Origin of the sequence: Rhodococcus sp. MEB041 (assembly GCF_030208955.1) — a bacterium.
Classification (GTDB): Bacteria; Actinomycetota; Actinomycetes; order Mycobacteriales; family Mycobacteriaceae; genus Rhodococcoides.
The window spans coordinates 883,987-907,841 of sequence record NZ_JARVSZ010000002.1 but is presented as its reverse complement, the minus strand read 5'-3'; the positions used below and the strand labels follow the sequence as shown (position 1 = coordinate 907,841).

Sequence of the window (23,855 nt, the reverse complement as noted above, 5' to 3'; positions counted from 1 at the left end):
GCGCCGGACCGATCTCCGCGGGTGCGGCTGGCAGAATCGACGTGTGAGTACCGACTACCGCTACGACGACCCGTACGTGCCGCAGCCCGATCGTCTCGGCTTCGGCGGCACCGTCGCGCGCTGGCTCCGTCGGCTCGTGGCGGGCGTGGTCCTCGTGGGAGTGCTCCTCGTCGGTGGGACCGCTGTGCGGGTGTGGCAGGTGGCTCGGATCGACGATCACACGCCGTCGGACGCCATCGTCGTGCTCGGCGCGGCCCAGTACGACGGCGTCCCCTCGTCGGTCTTCGAGGCGCGACTCGAACAGGCGTCGGCGCTGTTCTCCAGCGGGGTCGCTCCGCTGATCGTGACGGTCGGTGGCAAGCAGGTGGGCGACAACTACACCGAGGCGGCGTCGGGTCGGAACTACCTGATGGACCAGGGTGTTCCGGGCGAGGACATCGTCGCCGTCGAGGAGGGGTCGGACACCCTGCTCAGCATCGAGGCCGTCGCGGCGGAGTTGCAGTCGCGAGGACTGACCGACATCACCCTGGTGAGCGATCCGTGGCACTCGCTGCGCACCCGCACCATGGCGCGCGACGCCGGTCTGGACGCGTGGACGTCGCCCACCCGCCAGGGCCCCGCCGTGTTCACCCGCGAGTCGCAGATCCACGGGATCGCCAGGGAGACAGCGGCTCTGCTGTGGTACCAGCTGACGCACTACTCCGCGGACTTCCAGTACACGGCCAGCCAGTGACGCAGTACGACGCGGCGGACCTCGAACGACTGGTGGCGGAGGGGCCGAAGACGGCCGCGCTGGTGCTCACCGAGACACCCGGCGATTCGCGAGGACACTTCGCCCGTGATCGCGCCCGGGTGCTGCACTCGGCCGCGTTGCGACGCCTCGCCGACAAGACTCAGGTCACCGGTCCCCGTGAGGGCGACACGCCCCGCACCCGATTGACGCACTCTCTGGAGGTCGCCCAGATCGGGCGCAGCATCGCCGACGGCATCGGGTGCGACCCCGATCTGGTGGAACTGGCCGGGCTGGCCCACGACATCGGCCACCCGCCCTACGGCCACAACGGCGAGCGAGCTCTCGACGAGGTGGCCGAGTCCTGCGGCGGGTTCGAGGGCAACGCTCAGAACCTTCGGATCCTCACGGTGCTGGAACCGAAGGTCCTCACCGAGGACGGCGCCAGCGCCGGGCTGAACCTCACTCGTGCCTCGCTCGATGCCGCGATCAAGTACCCGTGGCTGCGGCCGCGGCCGGGCGCGAAGTTCGGCGCCTACGACGACGACGCCGACACCCTCACCTGGATCCGCGAGGGCGCACCCGAGGGTCGTCAGAGCCTGGAGGCGCAGGCGATGGACTGGGCCGACGACGTCGCGTACTCGGTGCACGACGTGGAGGACGGCATCATCGCCGGGCGCATCGACCTCCGGTCGCTGGCGGACCCCAGCGAGCAGTCGGCCCTCGCCGAGATGTCGGTGAGCGAGTTCCGCGGCTTCGACCGTGACCACATGCGCGAGGCCGCTCAGCGGTTGTCGGAGATGCCGGTGGTCACCGATGCGTCCGGCTACGACGGCACTCTCGTCCGCTCGGTGGCGCTCAAGCGGATGACGAGCGAACTGGTGGGCCGATTCACCACCGCCGCCATCTCCAGCACCCGGGAGGCGGCCGACGGCAGGCCTGTGCGGCGCTACGAGGCGGATCTCTCCGTGCCGTCGCTGGTCCGAGCGGAGGTGGCGTTGCTCAAGACGATGGCGCTGCGTTACGTGATGTCCGACGCCGGGCACCGGCTCCGGCAGGACCGTCAGCGCGATCGCATCCACCGCGTCGCGGCCTGGCTGCTGTACTCGGCGCCGGCCTCGCTCGATCCGATGTTCGTTCCCGTGTGGAACGCCGCCGCGGACGACGCCCAACGCGTCCGCGTCGTGGTGGATCAGATCGCGTCCTACACGGAGTCGCGGCTCGAACGGGTGGACAAGAGCAGCCTCGGAGCGCAGGCGTCCTGGGGTTAGCGGGTCCGGGTCGGTACGGCGGGGGAGCCGTGTCGGACCCGGCACTAGACTGGGCTCGTGGCCGGCCGGATACCTGAACGCGATGTAGCCGCCATTCGCGAACGCACTCGCATCGAGGACATCGTCGGCGAGTACGTCGCACTGAAGGCTCCGCGAGGCGATTCCATGAGCGGGCTCTGCCCGTTCCACGACGAGAAGAACCCGTCGTTCCACGTCCGGCCGAATCACGGTACCTTCCACTGCTTCGGCTGTGGTGAGGGCGGCGACGTGTACACGTTCCTGCAGAAGATCGAGCACATCACGTTCGTCGAGAGCGTCGAGCAACTCGCGGATCGGCTGAGCTACTCCATCTCGTACGAGGGTGGCGGCACCTCGGTCCAGCGTGATCGTGGGACCCGGTCCCGCCTCGTCGCGGCCAATGCGGCAGCGCAGCAGTTCTACGCCGAGCAACTCGGATCACCCGAGGCGCAGGCGGCGCGGGACTACCTGACGCAGCGCAACTTCGATGCCGCCGCGGCACAGGAGTTCGGGTGCGGGTTCGCCCCGAGTGGGTGGGACACGCTCACCAAGCATCTGCTGAACAAGGGCTTCGAGTTCAAGGAACTCGAGGCGGCCGGGCTGTCCCGCGAGGGCAAGCGGGGTCCGATGGACCGGTTCCACCGTCGATTGCTGTGGCCCATCCGCAACCTGTCCGGTGACGTCATCGGCTTCGGCGCACGCAAGATCTTCGACGACGACACGATGCCGGGAAAGTATGTCAACACCCCGGAGACGTTGCTGTACAAGAAGTCTCAGGTGCTGTTCGGCCTCGATCTGGCGAAGAAGGACATCGCCAAGGGGCATCAGGCCGTCGTCGTCGAGGGCTACACCGACGTCATGGCCATGCACCTGGCGGGAGTCAAGACGGCGGTCGCCTCGTGCGGTACCGCTTTCGGTGACGAGCACCTCGCGCTCCTGCGTCGCCTGCTGATGGACGACAAGTTCTGGCGCGGCGAGATCATCTACACCTTCGACGGGGACTCCGCCGGTCAGGCCGCCGCGATGAAGGCCTTCTCGGGAGACCAGAAGCTCGCCGGCCAGACGTTCATCGCGGTGGCTCCGGACGGGATGGATCCGTGCGACCTGCGCCTCGAGAAGGGGGACGCGGCAGTACGTGATCTCGTCGCGCGTCGTACCCCGCTCTTCGAGTTCGCCATTCGCGGCGCTCTGTCCGAGTGCGATCTCGACACCGCCGAGGGGCAGGTCGAAGCCCTGCGCCGCACCGTGCCGATGGTCGCGCAGATGAAGGACCGTGCGCTCCGCGACAACTACGCGGCTCGGCTCAGCGGCTGGGTGGGCTGGATAGACGAGCGCATGGTGGTCAACCGGGTGCGCGAGGAAGCGGCCAAGATCGCGAAGGGTGGCGCTCCGGCGCCGCTCCGGCGGCCGGTGCGCAGTACTGAGACCGAGAAGGCTGCGCCGGTCGGACCGGCCCATCCGGCGCGCAACGACCCCACGCTGTGGCCGCAGCGCGAAGCCCTCAAGGCAGTCATGCAGCACCCCGGTATCGCCGGGTCCGTGTTCGATTCGCTGCCCCCCGAGACGTTCGGGCACCCGGCGTACGCCGCGGTGTCCGAGGCGGTCCGCGAGGCCGGTGGAACGGCCGCGGGGCTCGGGGGCGGGGAGTGGCTCGACGCCGTCGGCAAGAAGGCGGAGCCGAAGGGATTGCGCTCCCTGGTCACGGAACTGGCCGTCGAGGCCATGCCCATCTCCGACGAGGCGACCCCGCGCTACATCTCGGGGGTGCTCGCGCGTCTGCAGGAGGTGTGGGTCGGCCGGCAGGTCGCGGAACTGAAGTCGAAGCTGCAGCGCATGTCACCCATCGAGAAGCCGGACGACTACAACGCGCTGTTCGGCGACCTCATCGCGCTCGAGCAGTACCGCCGCAGCCTGTTGGAGCAGGCCGTCGGCAGCACCACGGACGCGGAGTTCCCCGCCGTCTAGAGCTTGTCGTGCGGGATGTAGAGCTGAGTGTCGTCGACCTGCTTCATCGGCTCGAGCTTCGGCTGCGTGCTGAGGGTGTCGGCCAACTTCTGGCGTCCGGCCGACACGACCTTCTTCGTCGCGGGGCTCGACGCCACCGCCTTCGTCGCGCGGCTGATCTGTTCGTAGCGCGCACGCCCCGCCTTGGTGCCGAGCACGTATCCGGCAGCGATGCCGGCCAACATTCCCATCATGTGAGCGTGAGTCCTTTCGAGACGTCTGATTCCATCCTGCCCGACGTGACCGGGCACGGCGAACTCCCCGGGGCGGGTGCGGCGAAACGAGAAGAGCCCGTGACCGACGACGGTCACGGGCTCTGCATGCTCCCCCATCTGGACTTGAACCAGAAACCCTTCGATTAACAGTCGAATGCTCTGCCAATTGAGCTATGGGGGAATGTTCGTGGCTCCGACAGCACCCTCTCGGATGCATCCTCGCCGAGAAGAGACTCTAACCCATGGCACCCGTCGACCACCAAATCGCCTCGTCCTGGCACCACCACACCCGGCCTTGTCAGGGTAACCTAACTCGGAACGACGACCTCGACTGCGGGAGCACCGACGATGACCGACGACACGGAGCCGACCTTCTACTGGGCCGAGGTGGTGGACCGGACGACACTGAGCCCCAACCTCGTTCGCCTCACCTTCGGCGGGGAGGACCTGCGCCGGTACCGCCCGGCCGGTGTGGCGGACGAGTGCGTCGCGCTCTACTTCCCGGCTCCCGGCGACGCTCGGCCGCCGGCCATGCAGTGCGTCGACGGGGTGTGGTGGTACCACGACGACGCCGCCCGTCCCGAGGGCCGCAACTACACGGTGCGCCGGGTGACGGACGCCGGTGAGCTGGTGATCGACTTCGTCGCCCACGACGGCGGGGTGGCCGCCTCCTGGGCGCTGTCGGCGCGACCGGGCGACGTCGTGGTCGTCACTCCACCGCGGCACTGGTTCGCGCCGCCGGCGGACACCGCGTGGTTCCTCCTCGCGGCGGATCTCGCCGGGCTTCCGGCGCTGGGCCGAGTGCTCGAGGAGTTGCCCGCGAACACTCGGGCCCATGCGATCGTCGAGGTTCTCGACGAGGCCGACGTGCAGACGTTCGAGTCGGCGGCCGAGGTGACAGTGCAGTGGTGCGTCGGGTCCGGTAACGGGCACGGTCCCGGAGTGCTGCCGGACGCGGTGCAGGCGTGGGAGTTCCCGCCGGGCGAGGGTTACGTTTTCTTCGCGGGGGAGGCCGCGGACTCGCGTGCCGTCCGCAAGTACGTGCGCCGCGAGCAGGGTATGGGCGTCGACCGTTTCGACATCATCGGCTACTGGCGCGTGCGAGCCGAGCAGTGGCTCGCGAAGTACACGGCGGTGGAGAAGGAGGTGTCCGCCGTCTACGTGGGCGCGCTTCAGGAGGGCCGTTCGGAGTCCGAGGCGGCCTTGATCTACGACGAAGCGCTGGAGAAGGTGGGTCTCTGACGCACTCCTCGGCGCGCGAACTCCAGGAGCACCGCACCCGAAGCGACCCCTGCCACGATGTCGATCCACATCCGGTCCGACCCGGCGACGGCCAGGACGAAGCCGAGCACCCCGAGAACGGTCAGCAGCGCGCCCAGGACGTCGAACAGTCGCAGGTGCCACAGGCGCGCCAGGACGACGAAGTGCACGCCGACCACGACGGCCACCCAGGCGACCCCGGCCTCGGGCAGTCCGAGAGGCCCCGCCACGACGCGGATGCCGACGAAGAGCAGCACCACCTCGGCGAGCACGATCACGGCGTAACCGCGTCCGAACGGTGTGACACCCGCGGGCACCGTGGCCACGGGATTGCGCGCGATTCCCACAAGAACGGTGATCGCGGCCGCCGCAGCGGCCACACAAAACACAATACGCAGGAGTGTCGGCGACGACGCCGAGTTGACCACCACGAACACGAGTCCGAACACGGCGCCGATGAGGGATCCGAGCTTCTGTGGGGGCAACCGGCGTCGGGTGGTCATGGACTCAGTGTGGACGGTCTCCGGTCCGCGCGGTCACTTTCCGCGGGGGAGGTGCGGTCCTGGAGTGGAATACATTGCCCTCCGAATCGTCTTTGGGCTCGCGTGCGATGCCGAAACGCCACATCAACGGCCCGACGAGTCGATCGAAGACCGCCGGGACCAGCGAGTAGCCCGCCGACGCGAACTTGTTGACGAGGCCGAACACCGCATCGGCGTCCCGCTCACGCTGTGGGCGCCGGACGACCGCCGCGACGGCACGGGCGATGACCTCGGGCTCCGCGACGGGGGGAGGCGGCGACCCCGCTCTGCCGACGACGGTGGCGGCCTGCTCGTAGATCGGCGTGTTCACGGCACCGGGTGCGACGGCGCTGACGTGGACGCCGGGATACTGCCGAACCTCCTGCTGGAGAACACGGGTGAGGCCGCGCAGCCCCCATTTGGACGTGACGTAGGTGCCCATCCACGGCACCGCGATACGGCCCAGCAACGAGCCGATGACCACGAGGTGGCCGTGCTCCTGGTCGCGGAACACCGTGAGCGTCGACCGTGCGACGTTCGCGGACCCGAGCAGGTCGACCGACACGGCGTGATCGAACACCTCTGCCGGGGTGTCGAGGAACGTCCCGTAGGACATCACCGCGGCGGAGTGCACGCAGACGTCGAGGCGGCCGAACTGCTCGACGACCTCGGTGACGACCTTGGTCACGTCGTCGCCGCGCACCACGTCGACCGGCTTGACGGCCACCGCGGCGGCGCCGCGTTGCAGGCATTCGTCGGCCACGGCGGCCAGACCGTCACGGCCACGGGCACACACGACGATGGACCAGCCGCGCTCGGCGTAGAGGTGGGCGGTGGCGCGACCGATACCGCTGGACGCGCCGGTGATCAGGATCGTCCCGGCGGATCGACGATCGGTGGGAGAGATGGACTGGGTCATGGATCACCTCGAGTATCGACGCGCTGCCGACGTCGGCGCGCGTCCGGAGAGTCGACGGCCGAGACCGTCGATGGTGACGCCAGTTCTCGACGCCGTCGACGCCGCGGATGTGACCGGCGGCGTCCCAGAGCAGTACCCCGAATTCGGAGTCACGAGCAGGACGAGACCGATCAACGCCGATATTTCTCGCGATACATCGCGTTGTCCGCCCGCCTCATCAGTTCGTCGAGGTCCGGGCCGACGCCGCCGGGGGCGGGGTTCCACACCGCGACCCCCGCACTGACGGAGAGCTGCGCGGCGCCGAGCCCGTCGAGGGCGGTCGCCCCGAGATCGAGGACCTCCTGTTCGCCGACCCCTGGGAGGACGACCACGAACTCGTCGCCGCCGACGCGGGCGATCAGATCGTCGGAGCGAAAACTTCTGTGGAGAATGCCGGACAGTCGTACCAGCGCCGTGTCGCCCGCGTCGTGGCCGGCTCGGTCGTTGATCTCCTTGAGACCGTCGAGATCGAGATAGAGGACACCGACGGGCACGGCATCACGTTCGCAGTCGGCGAGCGCGGGCGAGGCGCCCCGCGCGAGACCGCGCCGGTTCAGCAGCCCCGTCAGGTCGTCTCGGTGAGACAGCGAATCGGCTCGAGCGCGTGCTCGATCCACCGACCTGTAGCGCTCCCACAGCAGACCGATGGTGCGGATCCGCACGTAGTGGATCAACCCCGCCACCAGAACGGTGCGCACGATCGCGGCCGCGAAGGTGCGCACCCCGACGTCTCCGATCCCGTTGACCGAGGCAAGGGCGATCCAGGCCAGTACGCCCCCGGTGACGACGACGACAACGTGCCATCGTCGTTGCAGCAGCGCGGCGGCGGCGACGATGGAGAGCGCGAGTCCGAAGGCGGGGAAACCGGAGTCCGCATCGGCGTTGCCCAGAACGGGACTGGCGATGATCAGGGCTGCGGCGACGAACGTCACGACGTCCGTGTGACGGTAGAACCACACGGCCCGCGGCGTGTGCAGTGCCCAGAACGTCGTGGCCGCGAGCGCGGCGACCAGCAGGTTGTAGGACTGAACCCACCAGTGGACCGCGTAGTGGGGGTCCGTCACCACCCACAGGAACACCGCTCCGTACAGAACGGTGCTCAGCACGCAGATCGCGGCGAGGCCCTGGACGACCACCACGTCCGATCGCACCGGATCGCCGTCGTGGGCGCTGTCGCGCCACTGCCGACGCGCTCGGCGTGCGGACGCCACCAGCGCGCCCGCCCCCGTGTCACTCACTCGCGCAGACCGCCCTCGCTCCGGGCTCCCATGGCCCGTGTTACCACCACGCTACCGGGCGGACGAGTCCTCGCCGTGGGAGAGGCGCAGGGCGCGACCACGTTCGACGTGTTCGCGATCGGTCTCCTCGTTCTTCTCCGAGACGCGCGTGTCGCGCGGTGGAAGCTGCAGATGGTCCTCGGCCTCGATGCCGGCCTGGAGTTGGCGGCCGCGTTCCAGCTCGGAATCGAGTTCCGCCCCGAACAGCAGAGCGAGGTTCGTGATCCAGAGCCACAGCAGGAAGATGATCACGCCGGCCAACGAGCCGTAGGTCTTGTTGTAGCTGCTGAAGTTCGCGACGTAGAAACCGAAGAGCACGGACGCGAGGATCCACACGACGATGGCCATGCCGGCCCCTGTGCTGATCCATCGGAACTTCGGCTGCTGCACGTTGGGTGTGGCGTAGTAGAGGATCGCGACGGCCAGGACGATCAGCGCGAGGACGACGGGCCACCGCGCGATGTTCCACACCGTCAGTGCGGTGTCGCCGGCACCGATCGCGTCACCCACGGCCGTGGCGACGGGACCGCTGACGGCCAGCATGAGTCCCGCTGCGGCGATGCAGATCAGGCCGACCAGAGTGACGACCAGCATGACCGGTCGCAGCTTCCAGATCGGTCGGCCCTCGTCCACCTCGTACATCCGATTCATGGCGCGGCCGAACGCGCCCACGTAGCCGGACGCCGACCAGAGGGCGCCGGCCAGACCGATGATCAGGGCGAGTCCGGCGGTGGGCGCCTGCACGAGCTGCTCGACCGGTCCGCGCAGTGTGTCGACGGCGGACGAGGGCCCCAGGTCGGACACGATGTCGAGCACCGCGGTGACGGTGCGCTCGCCCTGCCCGAACACGCCGAGAAGGGACACGACGGCGAGAAGAGCCGGGAACAGCGACAGCACCGCGTAATACGTGAGAGCAGCGGCCAGATCGGTGCACTGGTCCTTGGAGAACTCGCGCGCGGTCTTGCGCAGGACGTAGAAGAACGACGGCTTGGTGAGATCGGTGGGTGAATCGGGCTTCCGAGGATCGTCCGGGTCCGCGTGGGCCGGGTCGTCACCCGTCGTCTGCTCTCGGGTCATGGACTGCGGACTACCCGCACTCACCCGACGCAAACCGCCGCCGGGTCACGCGGACAGCGGCGGGGTCGGGGCGTCCTCCACCTCGTGCACGCCGCGGACGAACTCGGCGAGAGCGTCCTGCGCGGTGTGTCGAGGCGCCCACTCCAGCAGGTCGCGGGCGCGACCGGAGTCCATGATGGGAAGCCGCAGCACCGCGTCGAACAGGCCGGGGTCGGTGGGAACGAGGCGTGCGGTGAACAGAGCATCGAGGGCGAGTCGCACCGCGGACGCGGGCAGAGGGATCAACCGCGCGCGGAGAATTTCCGCGAAGGTGGCCGGGGTGATGACGGGGTCCGCCGCGAGGTTGAACGCGCCCGACACCTCGCGCACCGCCGCCGCGGCGAATGCTCGTCCGACATCGCGGGAGTGCACTCCCTGGAACACCAGATCCGCGATGTCAGGGAAGACCGGGACGAACGCGGGTCGCACCAGCCGGGCCGGGATGAAGGGTCCGCCGAACAGTCGACGCTGTTCCGTGGACGCCGACGCCTCGAAGACGAAGGCCGGGCGCATCCGGACGACCCGGAGGTCGGGATTCCGCGTCTCCACCCGGTCGAGCACACGCTCGAGATACGACTTCTCGCGCGTGTAGGCCGCGCCCTGCCAGCCGTGCGTCGGCCAGTCCTCGGTCACCCGAACGTCTTTCGATCCCGGGGAGTAGGCACCGACCGACGACGCGTGCACCAACGCGCTCACTCCGGCCGCCGCCGCGGCGTCGAAGACCCGCATCGCGCCGACGACGTTGACGTCCCAGGTCTGCACCGGATCGCGCGACGGCTGGAACTGCCACGCCAGGTGTACGACGACGTCGACTCCGTCGAACAGCGGAACCAGGTCGTCCCGTGCGATGTCCGCCTCGACGAACGTCGTCCGTGCGGGAGCCCACGCCGGACGACCGTTCGTCGGCACGGGCGAGCGCCGCGCGATCGCACGGACTGCGGAGACCGCCGGGTCGACGACCAGCGCGTCGACGACCGAGGTCCCGAGGTTTCCCGTCGCTCCGGTCACGGCCACGACGAGCCCACTGCGTTGTTCCGGCATGTCGTGGCGATACCCGTGCGTCGGGGAGCCAAACGGGTATCCGGCTCCCGCGTCGCCGTTCAGCGCCGTGACTTGACCCGATACATCGCGTTGTCGGCGCGCCTCGTCAGGTCGTCGAGATCCGGCGCGTGTGGTCCCGGACTCCACACTGCCAGTCCGACACTGACGGACACCTCGGTGGTCATCGAGAGATCGCGGATGGACGCGCCCAGATCCAGCGCCACGGTCCGGTCCGTGTCGGGGAGGACCACGACGAATTCGTCACCGCCGACGCGGGCGACGATGTCACTGCCGCGGAACGCGGTCCCCAGCATCTCGGCGAGTCGTACCAGTACGGCATCTCCGGCATCGTGCCCGAGGGTGTCGTTGACATCTTTGAGACCGTCCACGTCGAGGTAGAGAACGCTCACGGGCCGAGACTCTCGTCGGCACCGATCGAGTTCGGTCGCCGCACGTCGCTGGAGGCCGCGACGGTTCGCCAGGCCGGTGAGATCGTCGACGTGCGACAGGGAGTCGGCCGCGGCACGTTGCTCGTCGACCATCCGATACTTCTCCCACAGCAGGTCGATGGTCTTCATGCGGAAGTAGTGGATGACCGCGACGACGAGAACGGTTCGCAGCACCGACACCGCGAAGGTCTGCACGCTCACGTCCGTGCCGTGAGCCACCGCCAACGCCGTCCACGCGCACACCGCCAGCGTGGTGAACGTGACGATGTGGGCGCGACGTTGGAGTATTCCGGCGAAGGCCACGATGGCCAGAACGAGTCCGAAGGCCGGGTAAGCAGACCCCGCGCTGGCATAGGCGAGGACCGGACTGCCGACGACGAGAATCGCGGCCACCAGGGTGACCGCGTCCGTGTGCCGGTAGAAGATGGCGGCACGCGGGGTGTGCAACGCACACCAGGTGATTGCGGCGGTCACCGTGACCCCGAAGGTGTAGGTCTTCGACCACCAGGAGAACGCGTAGTCGTCGGCCGTCGTCATCCAGACCACGACAGCGCCGAACAGGAGCGTGCAGAGTGCCGTGATGGTGGCGAGTCCTTCGACGATGACGAGGTCGGAGCGCACCGGATCACCCGCGCGTGCCGTGGATCGCCACACCGTCCGTGAGTGCTGCGCACGGTCCGTCCACGAACCGGGACCGGTGATTCTCGCCATGTAGACCGTCCTCGTGACCAGCCCCCGTCACCCGCTTCCAGGTGAAATGTACCCGACCCGACCCGTTCGTGATCCCGTTCGCCCGACCTGCCGGAACCGAACGTCAGGGAGCGTCGGTGAGGTACCCGCCGCCGCGGGGGAAGTACTCCGCAGCAGGGATCGTGCGGTCGTCGTCCTCGGTGCGCACCGCGTCGATCACGAGCGCTCGGTTACGGCCGAGGTGGGCGTTCGGGCCGGAGACGATCGCCATGCCGTCACCCTCGTGGATGAAGACGCGACCGGGTGTACCGCCGTAGATGCCCTGCGACACATGCGCTTCGACGATACGGATCCGACGGCCACGGTGATGGGTCCACGCGTTGGGGTAGGGGTCGGACTGAGCGCGGACCAGACGGTCGATGTCCTCTGCCGGCCACGTCCAGTCGATACGGCTGTCGATGTCCGCACGCTTGTGGAAGAACGTCCGCTGCGAGAGGTCCTGCGGGGTCCACACCGCGGTGCCGCTCTCGATCGCGCCGAGTGCCTCGAGCAGTACCTCGGGAATGAGGTCGATGGTCGCCTGCACCAACTGGGTCGCGGTGTCGCGCGGGCCGATCGGAACGGACCGCTGGATGACGACGTCGCCGGTGTCGAGTTCGTCGTCCATACGGTGCGCGGTCAGGCCGGTCTCGGCCGCGCCGCTGATCAGCGACCAGATCACGGGGGAGAAACCCGTGAACCGGGGCAGCAGTGAGTCGTGCAGGTTGAGGGTGCCGTGCGGCGGCATGTCGTAGATGGACCGGGGCAGCTTGGTGCGCCAGTTGTTCGCGACGATGATGTCCGGCTTCGCCTCCTCCAACGCGACGCGCAGCGCATCGTCCGGAGTGAGGGCGAGGTGGACCGGCACGTCGTGGGCGCGTGCCAGATCTTCCACGGAATCCGACCAGATCGACTCGTACGAGTGCTCACTGGGAGGATGGGTGACGGCCAGGACCACCTCGTGATCGGACTCGATGACCGTCCGAAGCGTCGTGTGTCCCCAGGTCTGATAGCCGAACATCGCCACTCGCATGCTGGTTAGCCTAACCTTCCCCGGCCACCTCTCGGCATCAGCCCCTGAGCATCACCGGGACGCCCTGGTAGGGCTGCAGGGTCATCGGGAAACTGCCCAGCTCGTCGACGACGGCGATGTCCTGGTCGGTGAACAGGTCCACCACCGTGGCCCCGCCGGTGAGGTGCTTCGACTGCACCGTCGCGTGGATCTCGTCGCCCGTGAAGTTCAGCACCGTCGCCGAGATGGATCCGTTGCCCAGCTGGTGCACCAGGACGAGCAGCCCCTTGTGCGACACGGACGGGACGTCGAGCTGGGTGGCCGTCGCGATGCCGTACCTCGTCCGCACATCGAGGATGCGGGACAGCTGACGCGCGAACGACGTCGAGTCCTTCATCTGCTTCGGCAACGAGCCGTAGAGACTGCGGCCACGGGGGATCCCGGACTCCGACCGGGTGGCGTCGGGCGAGGTGTTCATGAGGTCGTGAGCCCCACGGTTGATCCAGCGGGTGTCGCCCTCACGGATGAGATCGGCGACCTCCTCCGCCGGCACCGGGAGGATGCCGGTGAGGTCCCAGCCGGACAGCGCGAACACGCCCGGTTGCAGCGCGTTGTACATGGCCAGCATGAGATGGGCGCGCTTGACCGTCTCGATGTCGGTGTCGTCCATCCGGTCGAGGTCGCGGATGCCCAACGACGCCGTGATGACCGACGCGGTGGTGCAGGCGATCCCGTTGTTGGTGAACGTGCGGTTGTACGGCGCCCACCGGCCGGTGAGTCGTTCGCACAGTTCGGCGCGGATCTGGTCACCCAGATCGCCGCCCTTGATCACGTCGCCGCCGTACGAGAACTCGTCCTCACGGTGCAGGGTCGCGAAGTGCACCAGCTCGAAGGTCATCTCGTCGTGATTCTGCAGCGCGTGCACCAGCGAGGCGGTGTCCACACCGTGGTCCCGCGCCAGATTCATGGTGAGCCTGAGGAACTCGGTGTTCCCCATGACGAGCGCGTGGTGATAGGCGGGGCGGTTGATGAAGTCGTAGGACAGATCGGCGCCGCTGCTTCCCATCGCCTTGATGTCGTCGATGGTGAGGTTCAGCTCCTGGAAGGTGAAGCCACCCATCTTGCGCACCACACTGGAGATGAGGTGATTGGCGGCCTCCGAGAGCGGGTGGCCCTCGGACCATCCCGGACCCTCGGTCCGGCGCTCGACTCCGAGGAATCCGTTGGCGTCGAGACGCAGTGCGCCGGCGCCGAGGTCTGCGATGGAGTGGCAGGCGTCGCCGATGACGAGGCGCATACCGGCGAACGAGGGATCGAGCCAGTTGATGGAGGGCTGACCCGCCTTGAAGTAGTGCAGGTACACCCAGCGGCGCTCGACCCCGTCGACTCCGCGGATGACCGGCGTGGCACTCCAGTTGGTCTCCTTGACGCCCATCTCGTAGAAGATGACGCGCTGGAGCTGGCCGACGATGTACCCGGCACGAGCGAGATTGGCCTCGGACTCGGCGTCGATGTTCACCGAGTCCTGGCCCGCCTTCACGCGGGGGAGCAGGTGCCAGTCCTGCGGCTCGATCTCCACCATGTGGTAGATGCCGGGGTAGTCGGAGACGTTCATCTCCGCCAATCGGAAATCGGCACCCTTGCCGGTGTGTCCGGGGACGATGTCGTCGATGACGATGCCCTCGTAGGCGGACGCGACGACGCACAGCCGCCGGAACTCCTCCTCGGAGCCGAACGCCGGGTCGATCTGCATGCTGACGCGGTCGAAGTGGCCGTCGACCGACGGTGTGGCATGCCACCCGTGCAGTCCGCCGGCCTCCTTGACGGGGCCGGTGTGCACTGCCGTGATGCCGATGTCCGAGAACACCTGCCACAGGGCCTCGTCGCCGAGCGTGCCGAGAAAGCTCTGTCCTGGAGCCGCGATGAGCGAGATGGGGTACGCGGTGAACCACACGGGTGCGCGCTCGACGGCTCCGCGCGGATCCGGCGACGCGTAGGGGTTCTGCCACATGCTGCCCTTGCCGGACAACTGTTCCGCGATCAGCTTGGCATCGTGCAGCATCGACCGGTCGACGAGCCACGACACGTACTCGGGATTGGAGGCGTCGGCGTCACCCTGGGGCAGCGCGCCCGCAGTGCGGTACGCACGACGCACCGACGGCTTCAACGGGCGAGGCCTGGCCGGGTAGAAGCTCTCGTCGTACGTGATCTCGCTGGGTTCGTGCTGAACTTCCGGATCCACTGTTCCTCCGATGTGACGGGACGCGCGGACATCTTCGATGGGAAGCTCCCACAGGCGTGCCTGGTCTGCATGCCGTCCGGGGAACTACCCGAGGGTCGACGAACCGAAACGCCGACCGCACCTCAGACTACGCACGGACCGACGGAGTGTGCCGAACACGCCTCGGTGGATCGGCGGGCGTGTGATCGAATGGTGCAATGGACACGGAAGGGCGGGCCGAAGGTGGCCTGACACCCGAACGACTCGGTGAGATCGTCGGCTCGCTGGGTCGACGCATCGAGGACACGGACGAGCTCGGCGAGTTGCTGCAGCGGTCGGTGGATCTCGCGCACGACGTCATCAGAGGCGCCGACAGTTGCGGCGTGACAATCGATTACGACGGCACCACGTACACGGCGGTCTACACCGACAGAACCACCCTCGCGGTGGACGAGATGCAGTACGAGACCGGCGAGGGTCCATGCCTCGAGGCGTCCCGTACCGACACCACGATCGTCGTCGACTGCGACAGCACCGAGCAGCGGTGGCCGGAGTTCGCGGCCGCGGCGCGCACCGAGGGTGTGCACTCGTTCCTCGCCTCGCCCATCAGGACTCTCGACGGCGTGATCGGCTCGTTCAACCTGTACGGCTCGTCCGCCGACGCCTTCGACGACATGGACGCCGACATCCTGGACAGCCTCACCACCACGGTGGGACGGGCCATCGGAGAGCATGCTCGCTACACCGACGCCACCACCACGGTGAGCGGACTGCGCGATGCCATGGCGCGACGCGCCCCCATCGAGCAGGCCAAGGGCATTCTGATGGCTATGCGCGGTCTCGACGCGGACGCGGCGTTCGACGTGCTCTCGCGTGAGGCGCAGCGCCGGAACGTGCGAGTTCGCGAGGTGGCCGCCGACTTCGTGCGCGATGCCACCAGGACCGATCCGGCCGGCTGACGGTCAGCCGGCGCGTCGCTCCAGCAGCATCGAGGTGACCTCGTTCGCGCTGGCCGGGTGGGCGAGCCAGAAGCCCTGGGCCAGATCGCAACCACTGTCCCGCAGACGGTCGAACTGGGCCTGTGACTCGACACCCTCGCCGACGACGGCGACGTCGAACGCGTGTGCCAGGGACACGATGGCGGACACGATGGCCTCGGGCTGCTTGCCCGGCATGGCCTGGATGTACGTCTGATCGATCTTGAACGCCTCGATGACGGGATACCGGCTGAGGTAGGTGACGGAGCTGTGGCCGCTGCCCAGATCGTCCAGGAGGATGGACACGCCCATCTCGTGCAGTTCGGTGAGGGCGTCCCGCACCTGCGCCGTGTCCGCGAGCCACACCGTCTCGGTGATCTCCAGGCCGAGTCGGCCCACCGGCAGACCGGAACTGGCGAGGATGCGGGCGACGCTGGCCACGAACTCGGGCTGGCGAAGCTGCAGGGCACTGACGTTGACCCGCACGCCGACGTCCGAGATGGCCTGCCACTCCGCCGCCTGCACGCACGCGGTGTGCAGAGCCCACAGGCCGAGGGTGTTGATCTGGCCCGTGCGCTCGGCGATCCGGACGAAGGTCTCCGGGCTCACCGAGCCGAGGGTGGGGTGCTGCCACCGCGCGAGTGCCTCCACGGCGGTGATGCGGCCGGTCGCGATGTCGAAGATGGGCTGGTACGCGAGCGTCAGGATCTGGCTGTCGAGAGCCGACCGGAGATCGGCCGACAGAGCCAACTGGTTGCGGCGGTGCTCTCGATCGTCGGTGTCGAACACCGCGACGTTCCCGCGACCGGTGTCCTTCGCGCGATACATCGCCACGTCGGCGCGGCGGATGAGCTCGTTGCCGGGCACGGTGTCGTCCGCCAACGCGACGCCGATGCTCGCGGTGATGCGCAGTTCGTTGCCGTCGACGACGATGGCCGCCCGCACGGCGTCCGCGTAGGCCTGCGCCACGGCGATCGACTCCTCCGGACCGGAGAGGTTCTCGCAGACCGCCACGAACTCGTCGCCGCCCAGGCGAGCCACGGTGTCGCCGGGGCGCGATGCCCGGGTGAGGCGGTTGCCGATGGACACCAGAGCCGAGTCGCCCGCCTCGTGCCCCAGCCCGTCGTTGATGGACTTGAAGTCGTCGAGGTCGATGAGCATGACGGCCGTCGTGGTGGCCCTCGCGACGCCCCGCTCGACGGCGGACTCGATGCGGTCGTACGCCAGTGCGCGATTGGGGAGCCCCGTCAGCGGGTCCCGGAGGCTGCGGTAGCGCAATTCGCTCTCGACGCCGACACGATGCACGGCTGCGGACACGACGTCGGACACCGTGTCGAGGGCGCCGGTGTCGAGCATCGGATTGTCCGGGACCAGAATCGGCGGCCCCGCCGTCGTGATGTCGATGATCGGCACGGACGACCCGGTGGCGGACGAGAGATAGCGCGAGTCGACCCCGAGGACGGTCAACACACCCCACGGCTGGCCGGTGCCGTCGATCGGCACGGCGACCGCGTTCTCGACACCACCCGCGACGAGGGCGGCGACGTCGAACCTGGACTCGTGCGCGTCCCCGGACCACACGATCCGGGTGGCCGATCGGCTGGCGAACGCGGTGATCGAGGAGGGCCCGGTGGCGCACAGATCGTGCGGTGCGTCGTCCCCCGTGGCGGCGACGATCTCGAGAGTGGCAGGCAGGTCGTGCGCGCGGGTGATGACGGCGCACCGCGCCCCGTACAGCGTCACGACGGCGTCGGTGGCCGCCGACAGAAGGTCGTCGAGCCGGCCGCGCAGAGCGAGCCTGCTCAGCTCGGCGACGACCCGCTGCTCGGACGCCCGGAAGGTCGACGCGTCCAGAGCCTTCTGCAGGAGATGGTCGTCGGCATTCTGTGCAGAGGCGTCGCGATGGATCGAGACGACCAGGGACGAGTCGTCGTCGTGGCCGCGTACGGCGAATGCTGAGGTGGACACCGCGAGCCTTTCTCCTGTGAGGTGATGCACCAGTTCTGTTCGGCCGAGCCAAGTTCCGTGGAGCTGGACAGCCGAGAGGATGTCCGTGAGCGTCGTGGGGGGAGTGGGGACGACGACGGCGTCCACGGTCGGATCGTCCGGCGGCCCGTGCTCACCGCCGTCGAGTCCGAGAGTCCTCGACGCCTCGGGATTCGCGTGGACGATCCGGCCGTCGGACGTGGACACGAGCACCACGTCGGGGGAATGGTCGAACACCGTCGCGAGACCGAGTCGCGAGGACATGAAGGCCTCCGACAGCGTCGGGCGCGGGTCTGATCCATCCTCGTCGGGCATCATCGTCGTTCCTCACGGCTCTGCCGTCGGTCCTGCCTCTCTCGTCACCGTTCGGAGTCGACGAACAGACGGGTAGCCGGGTCGATCGCTTCGAAACAAACCTAGAGTTCAAAATATAGCAGACGAACAGCCGAAACGACGGTGTGTGCGTGTCGGGACAACGGTGTCCCGGCGAGGGGGACGTCCTGGCCTGACGACCGAGGTGCGGGAAGGCGAAGGGTCCGAGTGGGGCGGGCGGGGCTCGAACCCGCGACCAATGGATTATGAGTCCACGGCTCTAACCGACTGAGCTACCGCCCCCGGCGCTGACGCGCGCTCACGATACCTGGGCGGGATTGTCGACGGCGGCCGCGGGTACGCGTGCCGCATGACCGAACCGAACGGCGACTCGCCCGTGTCCGACGAACCCTCGACCTCCTCGGAGAGGCCCTACGACTCCTCGCGCGACCCCGACGCGGACCCGTCGGAACTGGACGACGCGGCCGGAACGCAGCCCGATCAGGCGGAGGGCTGACGTTCAGCTCGGTGTGAGCGTTCCGACTCGCAGCATCTCGAGGACGACGTCGGCGGGCTGGGGGCGGGCGTAGAGGTACCCCTGCGCGCGCGAGCACCCCAGTTCCAGCAACACGGCACGGGCGTCGACGTCCTCGAGCCCCTCCGCGATGAGGTCGAGGTCGTAGGCCCGAGCGAGGGCGGTGACGGCCTCGACGATCGCGCGGTCGTCCCTACTGGTCGCGAGGTGGGTGACGAACTCGCGATCGATCTTGACGGCGTCGACCGGCAGCGTCTTGAGATGCGAGAGCGAGCTGTACCCGGTGCCGAAGTCGTCGATGGCCACGCGTACCCCGAGTGCACGGATGTCGCGCAGAGCCCGTGCGGCCAGGACGATGTCGTGGACCACCGCCACCTCGGTGATCTCGATGCACAGGTACTGCGGCTCGAGGGAGTACCGGGACAACGCCTCTCGTACGGTGTGCACGAAGTCGAGCGAGACCAACTGTGCGGGTGACACATTGACCCGCAGTGCGATGTCCAGTGTTCCCAACGTCGAGCGCCACGACGCGTACGTTCTGCACGCGGTGTGGAGCACCCACCGTCCGAGGTCGGTGGCCAGGTTGACGGCCTCGGCGATGGCGATGAACTCGACGGGCGGCAGCATGCCCCGGGTGGGATGCTGCCACCGCACCAGGGCCTCGACCGCGGTGATGCGGTCGGTCGTGAGGTCGATCTCGGGTTGGAAGTACAGGAGCAGTGACTCGCCCTCGATCGCTGCGCGCAGATGCAGCTCGATGTCGTTCTGCAACTCGTTGCGTTCGCGGATCTCGGAACTGAACAGCGAGACCTGATTGCCCCCGGCCGTTTTGGCGGCCAGCGCAGCCTGGTCGGCGTCCGCGATCACCGAATCGACCGTACCGCTGCCGGGGATGCCCAGTGCGACACCGATACTGGCGGTACGTGAGACGTACTCGCCCGCCATGTCGACCCGTGCGGTCACCACGGTGAGAATGCGGCAGGCCTCGGCGTACGCGTCGTCCTCCGTCATCGGACCGGGAAGAACGACCACGAACTCGTCGCCGCCCCACCGTGCGAGAAGAGTGTCCGCGTCCGAATGCCGCTGCAGCCGTGCACCGACCGTGCGGAGGAACGTGTCACCGGCCGAGTGCCCCAGGAAATCGTTCAGGGCCTTGAGGCGATCGAGGTCGAAGTAGAGCACCGCGAATGCGTCACCGCCCCCGGCGAGTCGAGCGGACAGCAGCTCCGAGACACCCCGCCGGTTGAGCAACCCCGTCAACGCGTCGTGCGTGGCGGCCCACCGCAGGTGCTCCTCGGCGTCGATCCGAGCCTGCAGTTGGGAGAAGAGGGTGGCGATCGCTTTCAGCGCCTCGACCTCCTCGTCGGACCACTCGCGGTCGCCCGACGCGACCAACCCCAGGGTTCCGGTCGTCGTGTCGCGGGTGACGAGCGGGACCGATGCCATCGAGATGCTCTGGTAACCCGAGGCACTCTCGACGCGTCGGCGGTAGTCCTCCATGGCGGGATCGGGGCGGAAGAGCAGCGGCTCCTTGAGGTGCTCCGTCGCGGCGAACACGGGGTCGGCGTCACGAAAGGTGACGGTCCCCAGTGGGTCGGGATCAGGGACGTCGGTACGCGCGGGCCACTCCGCCACCATCACGGTGGCACGGCGTTGCGCGTCGTGATGCCGGAGATAGGCGGCGTCCACGTCGAAGTAGTCGACGAGATTCGAGAGGACCTTCTCGTAGCCCGCACCGACCGTGGCGGCGTTGACGCCGATCAGATGGGTCGCCACCCGGGTCACCAGCACGTCGAAGCTCGGACGGCGCTCCAACGTCGGGTCTCCTCCCGTGGCTGCGGAGCGCTGGACTGCACTCGTTCAGCCGACTGTACCGCGAAGAGTGCCGTCAGCGAGGTCGACGCCGACTTCGAACGGCGGGAATTGCGCAGTGAGACAGTCGCAATACGAGGCCGACCGTTTTGTCTCGCGGCTGACCAGCGGTATCGAGGAAGCGGTGACGCAGTGCGCGTAGTCGCTCGGCGTAACGCGGGGACAGAGCGTCGAATTCGTGCTCCTCCGAGGCGTAGAGGAACACGGGAGACACGGGATGAACTGCCAGACCGTGCAACTCGGCCGTGATCCACGCACGTTCCACTGCACCGCCGGCGACGACGTGATCGCGGCCGGTGGTTCCCGGCGCGAACACGACGAGTACCGCGGACGTGGTCGCCATCCGAGCGCGCGTGTCGTCGCCCAACGCCGTGCCGGTGTCCCAGTCCGCGAGAAGACGCATCACGTCGGGTCGTCGGGCGACGTCGAGCTTGACCAGGTCGGTGGCGTCGAGGGCCAGAGTGGCGACATCGATACCGGTGTCCGGGTCGTCGTCTCCGGGCCACCGCAGTTCGGACATCATCTCGGCGTGCAGCGTGGTGGTGAGGTAGCGGAGTCGGTCCGATTCCGCCAGGATCTCGCCGATCTCGGACAGCGCCGCCCGACCCGTGATCACGATCGCTGAGCCGTCCTCCGCTGCAGCCGCCGCGCGCAGGTCGCGCACGACCTCGTCGGCCAGTGCGGTCGGTGTGCCCGGATGACGGTTCGTCGAACGCCGCATCATGGCCTCGTGGAGGGGAGCGAGGGCAGTGTCCGGCCTTCGCGCCAGTGTCAGGTCGACGCGTACGCGACCGTCCCCCTCGTCGACGACGGTCGGCACCGCCGTGAGTCCGGCTCGGGCCGCGGCGACCCGAGCGTTGAACACCGCGGCGCCCAGGGCGATTCGGCTCCCGCGGTGCGCGACATCGAGACCGGTGGTGCGCAGAGGATCGAGCGTGATCGTGACGACGTCGTCGGACGTGGTCACGATCCACGGCTGAACGTTGCCGCCGGACGGTGCGCGCCGAGCGGCCTCCACCATCGAGTCCACGACCGAGGTCGGTGTCGTGGGCGCCGTCGTCGGTGCCGGCTCGTCGATGGGGTCCCGGGCGCTCTCGGTCGTTCCGAGGGTGTCGAGAGCGCCGTCGACGTCGACACGGGTGCGACCGGACGGTATGGAAAGGCCCAACACGATGCGCCGCACCACCGCTGCGACCGTCGCCCCTCCCAGAGCGACGTCGCTCCCTAGCTGCGGCCACGTCGAGATCGTGCGGTCGACTTCGACCATGGACGCGGCGAACCGCGCGGACACGTCGGATGCACCGAGGATCGACATGACGTGGGGTGCCTTGTCGCGCGTGCTGAGACCGCTGAGGGCGCCCGACGAGAGAGTGCCGACGGCGCCGTGGAAGATCGGACGATCGGGCTCGAGATCGAACCGTTCCACGTCGAGAAGTCCGCGGTCGCTGGTCTCCATGATCACCGGGATGCGATGCCGCTTGGCGGCTTCACGCAGCAGGACCTTCACGTCGAGGGAATCGCATTCCTCGACGACGATGTCGAGGCCGTCCAGGAAGTCGTCGACCGTGTCGGCGGTGATGCCGCGTGCTTCGACGCGCACGGACAGGTAAGGGTCCAGCTCGGCGATGCGCCGGGAGACGATGTCGGTCTTGCTCTCGCCCAGGTCGAGAACGGTCGACGGGATCCGGTTGAGGTTGGAGAGCTCCAACTCGTCGAAGTCGGCGACCCGCAATTCCCCGCACAGTCCCTCGAGGGCCAGGGTGTGCGCGACCGCGTGCCCCACGCTGAGACCCACGACGCCGATCTTCGCCGCGCCGAACCGGTCCTGCTCCTCGGCAGTGATCTTGTTGCGGTTGCGGTCGAGCCGGAGCCGCCGGAACCCGCGAGGCCCGAGAACGCGGACGAGCGTGCGGCGCCACGGATAGTGCACCCAGCGAGGGGATTCGTCCAGAACGTCGTCATCGGGCCGGGGGACCAGCGCGGACAGTCCCCGTGCCTGGGCGTCGAGTGTGTCGAGAACGACGGTCACACCGTCGCCGAGCAGAGACTCGACGACCGCTCGATCGTTCTCCGAGTGTGGATCGAGAACGAGTGCAGCAGAGCCTGTCAGCGCATCGGTCACGAGTCGCTCCTTCGTGTCGGGCCTATGTCGTTCCCGTGGACCAGGTGTGGACCAGTTGCGCTGCCGCGTCGTCGATCCGTCGAGCGTGATGCGCGTGAGCGGTCTCTCGGAACGTGTTCAGATCCCACCAGAGGGCCCTCGTGCTGTAGCGGTCGTCCGGATACGGCGTGGGGTCGATCGTATCGGCCACCACGGCCCCCGACTTCTGCCACATCGACACGGCATGGTCCGCAGCGGTGGAGAGTGCGAAACGCACCCCGAGCAACGAGCACGCCAGCGGCCCTGCGTGCGCGATCATGTCGACGAGACGCTTGTCCCGTGGCGCTGCACGATCCACCCAGCCCGATTTGAGCTCGATGACTCCCTCTCGCAGACGGTCGTTGACAGCGTCTCGCAAGACGTTCCGCGCCAACGGGTTCCGTTGCCACTCCAGGTCGGCGTGCGTCTGACGGGCGTGCTCGTACGGACCCTGGACGCGGATGCCGGCGAGCATGCGCCCGGACGCATCCAGGGCGCACAGGAAGATGGTCGTGTTCCGCCCGTCGCGGATGGTGTCGTACTCGAGGGCGACGGACACGTCGTGCCGCTCGTAACTGATGCGAGCACCTTCGAGGTAGCGACGCCACAGATCCGGGCGGGAGGTGGGAGAGGTGGCGACCACGGTGCACTCGAACACCGGATCGTCGTAGTACCCGAAGGCGTGTGTGGGGCGTGTGTGCGTGGTCGAGAGTGGCGGGGCCGTCATGGTCTGGCGCTCCTGTACTCGGGATGGTCGTCCACCGGGGTTCAGCGGTCGTGCCTCCGGCCCGGCGAGTCAGGCCGCGGGGGCGACCGGCGTCGACTCGACGAGCAGGTATCGACGGTCCCCGACCTGTACCCGGGAGAGTTCGAGATCCACCTCGACGGCCCCACCGTCCTTGCGGACCAGCCGGAGCCGAGCGTCGGCCGAGCCGTCGAGGGCGGCAAACGCCCGCGCGGTCGCATCGGCGAGGGCCTCGGTGTCGGCAGGATGGAGCACTGCGGACGATCCGAGCAGCGCGAGCTCACCCGAGTCGTAGCCGAGCAGGTTGCTGCACGCGGAGTTGTAGAACGCGAGAGCGCCGGAGCCGTCGTGCACCGTCGTCGCCCGGTCGGACCGCACGACTCGGTAGTACAGGGACGAGAGGTCAGGGGCAGCCGTGACCGAGCTCGCTGACGTATTCATCGATACCAGGTCCGACATGGGACCG

20 protein-coding genes and 2 tRNA genes are annotated in these 23,855 nt (G+C 68.3%); 6 read left to right on the top strand and 16 right to left on the bottom strand.

Translation table 11 applies throughout. The annotated features are described in order from the left end of the window. Positions 1-43 precede the first annotated feature (43 nt). Genes QRN16_RS08235 through dnaG form a run of 3 tightly spaced genes read left to right on the top strand, consistent with a single transcriptional unit; the run spans position 44 to position 3,984 of the window. Complete coding sequence (locus tag QRN16_RS08235) at positions 44-733, top strand: YdcF family protein (protein ID WP_027505738.1); 690 nt, start codon at positions 44-46, stop codon at positions 731-733. Then, positions 730-2,001: a deoxyguanosinetriphosphate triphosphohydrolase gene (locus QRN16_RS08230; protein ID WP_222630427.1), complete on the top strand. Its 1,272-nt coding sequence runs from the start codon at positions 730-732 to the stop codon at positions 1,999-2,001. Before QRN16_RS08235 ends, QRN16_RS08230 begins: the two co-directional genes overlap by 4 nt. A 57-nt stretch (positions 2,002-2,058) precedes the next feature. After that, positions 2,059-3,984 carry a DNA primase gene (gene dnaG / locus QRN16_RS08225; protein ID WP_056445766.1) on the top strand — a complete coding sequence of 642 codons (1,926 nt, stop codon included), beginning with the start codon at positions 2,059-2,061 and terminating at the stop codon, positions 3,982-3,984. Here the strand turns inward: dnaG and QRN16_RS08220 are convergent. Together QRN16_RS08220 and QRN16_RS08215 are read right to left on the bottom strand one after the other, a co-directional pair. Continuing rightward, positions 3,981-4,217: a hypothetical protein gene (locus QRN16_RS08220; protein ID WP_027505741.1), complete on the bottom strand. Its 237-nt coding sequence runs from the start codon at positions 4,215-4,217 to the stop codon at positions 3,981-3,983. The two genes, dnaG and QRN16_RS08220, sit on opposite strands and share 4 nt — an antisense overlap. A 129-nt stretch (positions 4,218-4,346) precedes the next feature. Then, positions 4,347-4,419 (bottom strand) — tRNA-Asn (locus QRN16_RS08215). 167 nt (positions 4,420-4,586) lie between these two features. Between QRN16_RS08215 and QRN16_RS08210 the strand changes: the two genes are divergently transcribed. Further along, the gene (locus QRN16_RS08210) at positions 4,587-5,480 is read left to right on the top strand and encodes a siderophore-interacting protein (RefSeq protein ID WP_285185609.1); all 894 of its coding nucleotides are present in this window, start codon (positions 4,587-4,589) and stop codon (positions 5,478-5,480) included. Here QRN16_RS08210 and QRN16_RS08205 read toward each other — a convergent pair. The 8 genes from QRN16_RS08205 to treS all read right to left on the bottom strand — a co-directional run bounded on the left by QRN16_RS08205 (position 5,447) and on the right by treS (position 14,843). Beyond that, positions 5,447-6,001 (bottom strand): hypothetical protein, encoded by a 555-nt coding sequence (locus QRN16_RS08205; protein ID WP_285185607.1) that lies wholly within the window; start codon positions 5,999-6,001, stop codon positions 5,447-5,449. The genes QRN16_RS08210 and QRN16_RS08205 overlap by 34 nt on opposite strands. A 4-nt stretch (positions 6,002-6,005) precedes the next feature. Next, on the bottom strand, positions 6,006-6,938 hold the full coding sequence (locus QRN16_RS08200; protein WP_051613353.1) for an SDR family NAD(P)-dependent oxidoreductase: 933 nt from the start codon (positions 6,936-6,938) through the stop codon (positions 6,006-6,008). A 170-nt stretch (positions 6,939-7,108) separates the two neighbouring features. Further along, positions 7,109-8,215, bottom strand: a complete 1,107-nt coding sequence (locus QRN16_RS08195) for a GGDEF domain-containing protein (protein ID WP_222649315.1) — start codon at positions 8,213-8,215, stop codon at positions 7,109-7,111. Between the two features lie 51 nt (positions 8,216-8,266). Beyond that, entirely contained in the window at positions 8,267-9,331 is a 1,065-nt protein-coding gene (locus tag QRN16_RS08190) for a YihY/virulence factor BrkB family protein (protein ID WP_056445758.1), read from the bottom strand. Positions 9,332-9,376: 45 nt separating this feature from the next. Then, positions 9,377-10,411, bottom strand: a complete 1,035-nt coding sequence (locus QRN16_RS08185; RefSeq protein WP_222649314.1) for an NAD-dependent epimerase/dehydratase family protein — start codon at positions 10,409-10,411, stop codon at positions 9,377-9,379. A gap of 59 nt (positions 10,412-10,470) precedes the next feature. Further along, positions 10,471-11,571: a GGDEF domain-containing protein gene (locus QRN16_RS08180; RefSeq protein WP_285185601.1), complete on the bottom strand. Its 1,101-nt coding sequence runs from the start codon at positions 11,569-11,571 to the stop codon at positions 10,471-10,473. Positions 11,572-11,674: 103 nt separating this feature from the next. Then, positions 11,675-12,622, bottom strand: coding sequence for a methionyl-tRNA formyltransferase (locus QRN16_RS08175; protein ID WP_285185599.1), 948 nt, complete (start codon positions 12,620-12,622; stop codon positions 11,675-11,677). A 37-nt stretch (positions 12,623-12,659) separates the two neighbouring features. Continuing rightward, positions 12,660-14,843, bottom strand: coding sequence for a maltose alpha-D-glucosyltransferase (gene treS / locus QRN16_RS08170; RefSeq protein ID WP_285185597.1), 2,184 nt, complete (start codon positions 14,841-14,843; stop codon positions 12,660-12,662). Positions 14,844-15,040: 197 nt separating this feature from the next. On the opposite strand from treS, the gene QRN16_RS08165 reads away from it, so the two are divergent. Then, the gene (locus QRN16_RS08165) at positions 15,041-15,781 is read left to right on the top strand and encodes a GAF and ANTAR domain-containing protein (RefSeq protein WP_051613355.1); all 741 of its coding nucleotides are present in this window, start codon (positions 15,041-15,043) and stop codon (positions 15,779-15,781) included. A gap of 3 nt (positions 15,782-15,784) precedes the next feature. On the opposite strand, the gene QRN16_RS08160 is transcribed toward QRN16_RS08165, so the two are convergent. Both QRN16_RS08160 and QRN16_RS08155 read right to left on the bottom strand, forming a co-directional pair. Further along, complete coding sequence (locus tag QRN16_RS08160; protein ID WP_285185593.1) at positions 15,785-18,103, bottom strand: sensor domain-containing protein; 2,319 nt, start codon at positions 18,101-18,103, stop codon at positions 15,785-15,787. Between the two features lie 223 nt (positions 18,104-18,326). After that, positions 18,327-18,400 (bottom strand) — tRNA-Ile (locus QRN16_RS08155). A 67-nt stretch (positions 18,401-18,467) separates the two neighbouring features. Between QRN16_RS08155 and QRN16_RS08150 the strand changes: the two genes are divergently transcribed. Continuing rightward, positions 18,468-18,614 (top strand): hypothetical protein, encoded by a 147-nt coding sequence (locus QRN16_RS08150; RefSeq protein WP_197027787.1) that lies wholly within the window; start codon positions 18,468-18,470, stop codon positions 18,612-18,614. A gap of 3 nt (positions 18,615-18,617) precedes the next feature. On the opposite strand, the gene QRN16_RS08145 is transcribed toward QRN16_RS08150, so the two are convergent. The 4 genes from QRN16_RS08145 to QRN16_RS08130 form a co-directional block, all read right to left on the bottom strand. Further along, positions 18,618-20,447 carry a putative bifunctional diguanylate cyclase/phosphodiesterase gene (locus QRN16_RS08145; RefSeq protein WP_027505748.1) on the bottom strand — a complete coding sequence of 610 codons (1,830 nt, stop codon included), beginning with the start codon at positions 20,445-20,447 and terminating at the stop codon, positions 18,618-18,620. 73 nt (positions 20,448-20,520) lie between these two features. Then, a complete protein-coding gene (locus tag QRN16_RS08140) occupies positions 20,521-22,626 on the bottom strand; it encodes an Rv1355c family protein (protein WP_285185591.1) in 2,106 nt (701 codons plus the stop codon). Between the two features lie 22 nt (positions 22,627-22,648). Beyond that, positions 22,649-23,371: a hypothetical protein gene (locus tag QRN16_RS08135; protein WP_051613357.1), complete on the bottom strand. Its 723-nt coding sequence runs from the start codon at positions 23,369-23,371 to the stop codon at positions 22,649-22,651. 69 nt (positions 23,372-23,440) lie between these two features. Further along, a complete protein-coding gene (locus QRN16_RS08130) occupies positions 23,441-23,848 on the bottom strand; it encodes a PAS domain S-box protein (protein ID WP_197027788.1) in 408 nt (135 codons plus the stop codon). Between the last annotated feature and the right edge of the window lie 7 nt (positions 23,849-23,855).

What these genes read in the sequence shown, in the direction of transcription:
- QRN16_RS08220 (WP_027505741.1), bottom strand. Translation starts at nt 4,217, where the DNA reads ATGATGGGAATGTTGGCCGGCATCGCTGCCGGATACGTGCTCGGCACC.
- QRN16_RS08210 (WP_285185609.1), top strand. Translation starts at nt 4,587, where the DNA reads ATGACCGACGACACGGAGCCGACCTTCTACTGGGCCGAGGTGGTGGAC.
- QRN16_RS08205 (WP_285185607.1), bottom strand. Translation starts at nt 6,001, where the DNA reads ATGACCACCCGACGCCGGTTGCCCCCACAGAAGCTCGGATCCCTCATC.
- QRN16_RS08200 (WP_051613353.1), bottom strand. Translation starts at nt 6,938, where the DNA reads ATGACCCAGTCCATCTCTCCCACCGATCGTCGATCCGCCGGGACGATC.
- QRN16_RS08190 (WP_056445758.1), bottom strand. Translation starts at nt 9,331, where the DNA reads ATGACCCGAGAGCAGACGACGGGTGACGACCCGGCCCACGCGGACCCG.
- QRN16_RS08185 (WP_222649314.1), bottom strand. Translation starts at nt 10,411, where the DNA reads ATGCCGGAACAACGCAGTGGGCTCGTCGTGGCCGTGACCGGAGCGACG.
- QRN16_RS08180 (WP_285185601.1), bottom strand. Translation starts at nt 11,571, where the DNA reads ATGGCGAGAATCACCGGTCCCGGTTCGTGGACGGACCGTGCGCAGCAC.
- QRN16_RS08175 (WP_285185599.1), bottom strand. Translation starts at nt 12,622, where the DNA reads ATGCGAGTGGCGATGTTCGGCTATCAGACCTGGGGACACACGACGCTT.
- QRN16_RS08165 (WP_051613355.1), top strand. Translation starts at nt 15,041, where the DNA reads ATGGACACGGAAGGGCGGGCCGAAGGTGGCCTGACACCCGAACGACTC.
- QRN16_RS08160 (WP_285185593.1), bottom strand. Translation starts at nt 18,103, where the DNA reads ATGATGCCCGACGAGGATGGATCAGACCCGCGCCCGACGCTGTCGGAG.
- QRN16_RS08150 (WP_197027787.1), top strand. Translation starts at nt 18,468, where the DNA reads ATGACCGAACCGAACGGCGACTCGCCCGTGTCCGACGAACCCTCGACC.
- QRN16_RS08135 (WP_051613357.1), bottom strand. Translation starts at nt 23,371, where the DNA reads ATGACGGCCCCGCCACTCTCGACCACGCACACACGCCCCACACACGCC.
- QRN16_RS08130 (WP_197027788.1), bottom strand. Translation starts at nt 23,848, where the DNA reads ATGTCGGACCTGGTATCGATGAATACGTCAGCGAGCTCGGTCACGGCT.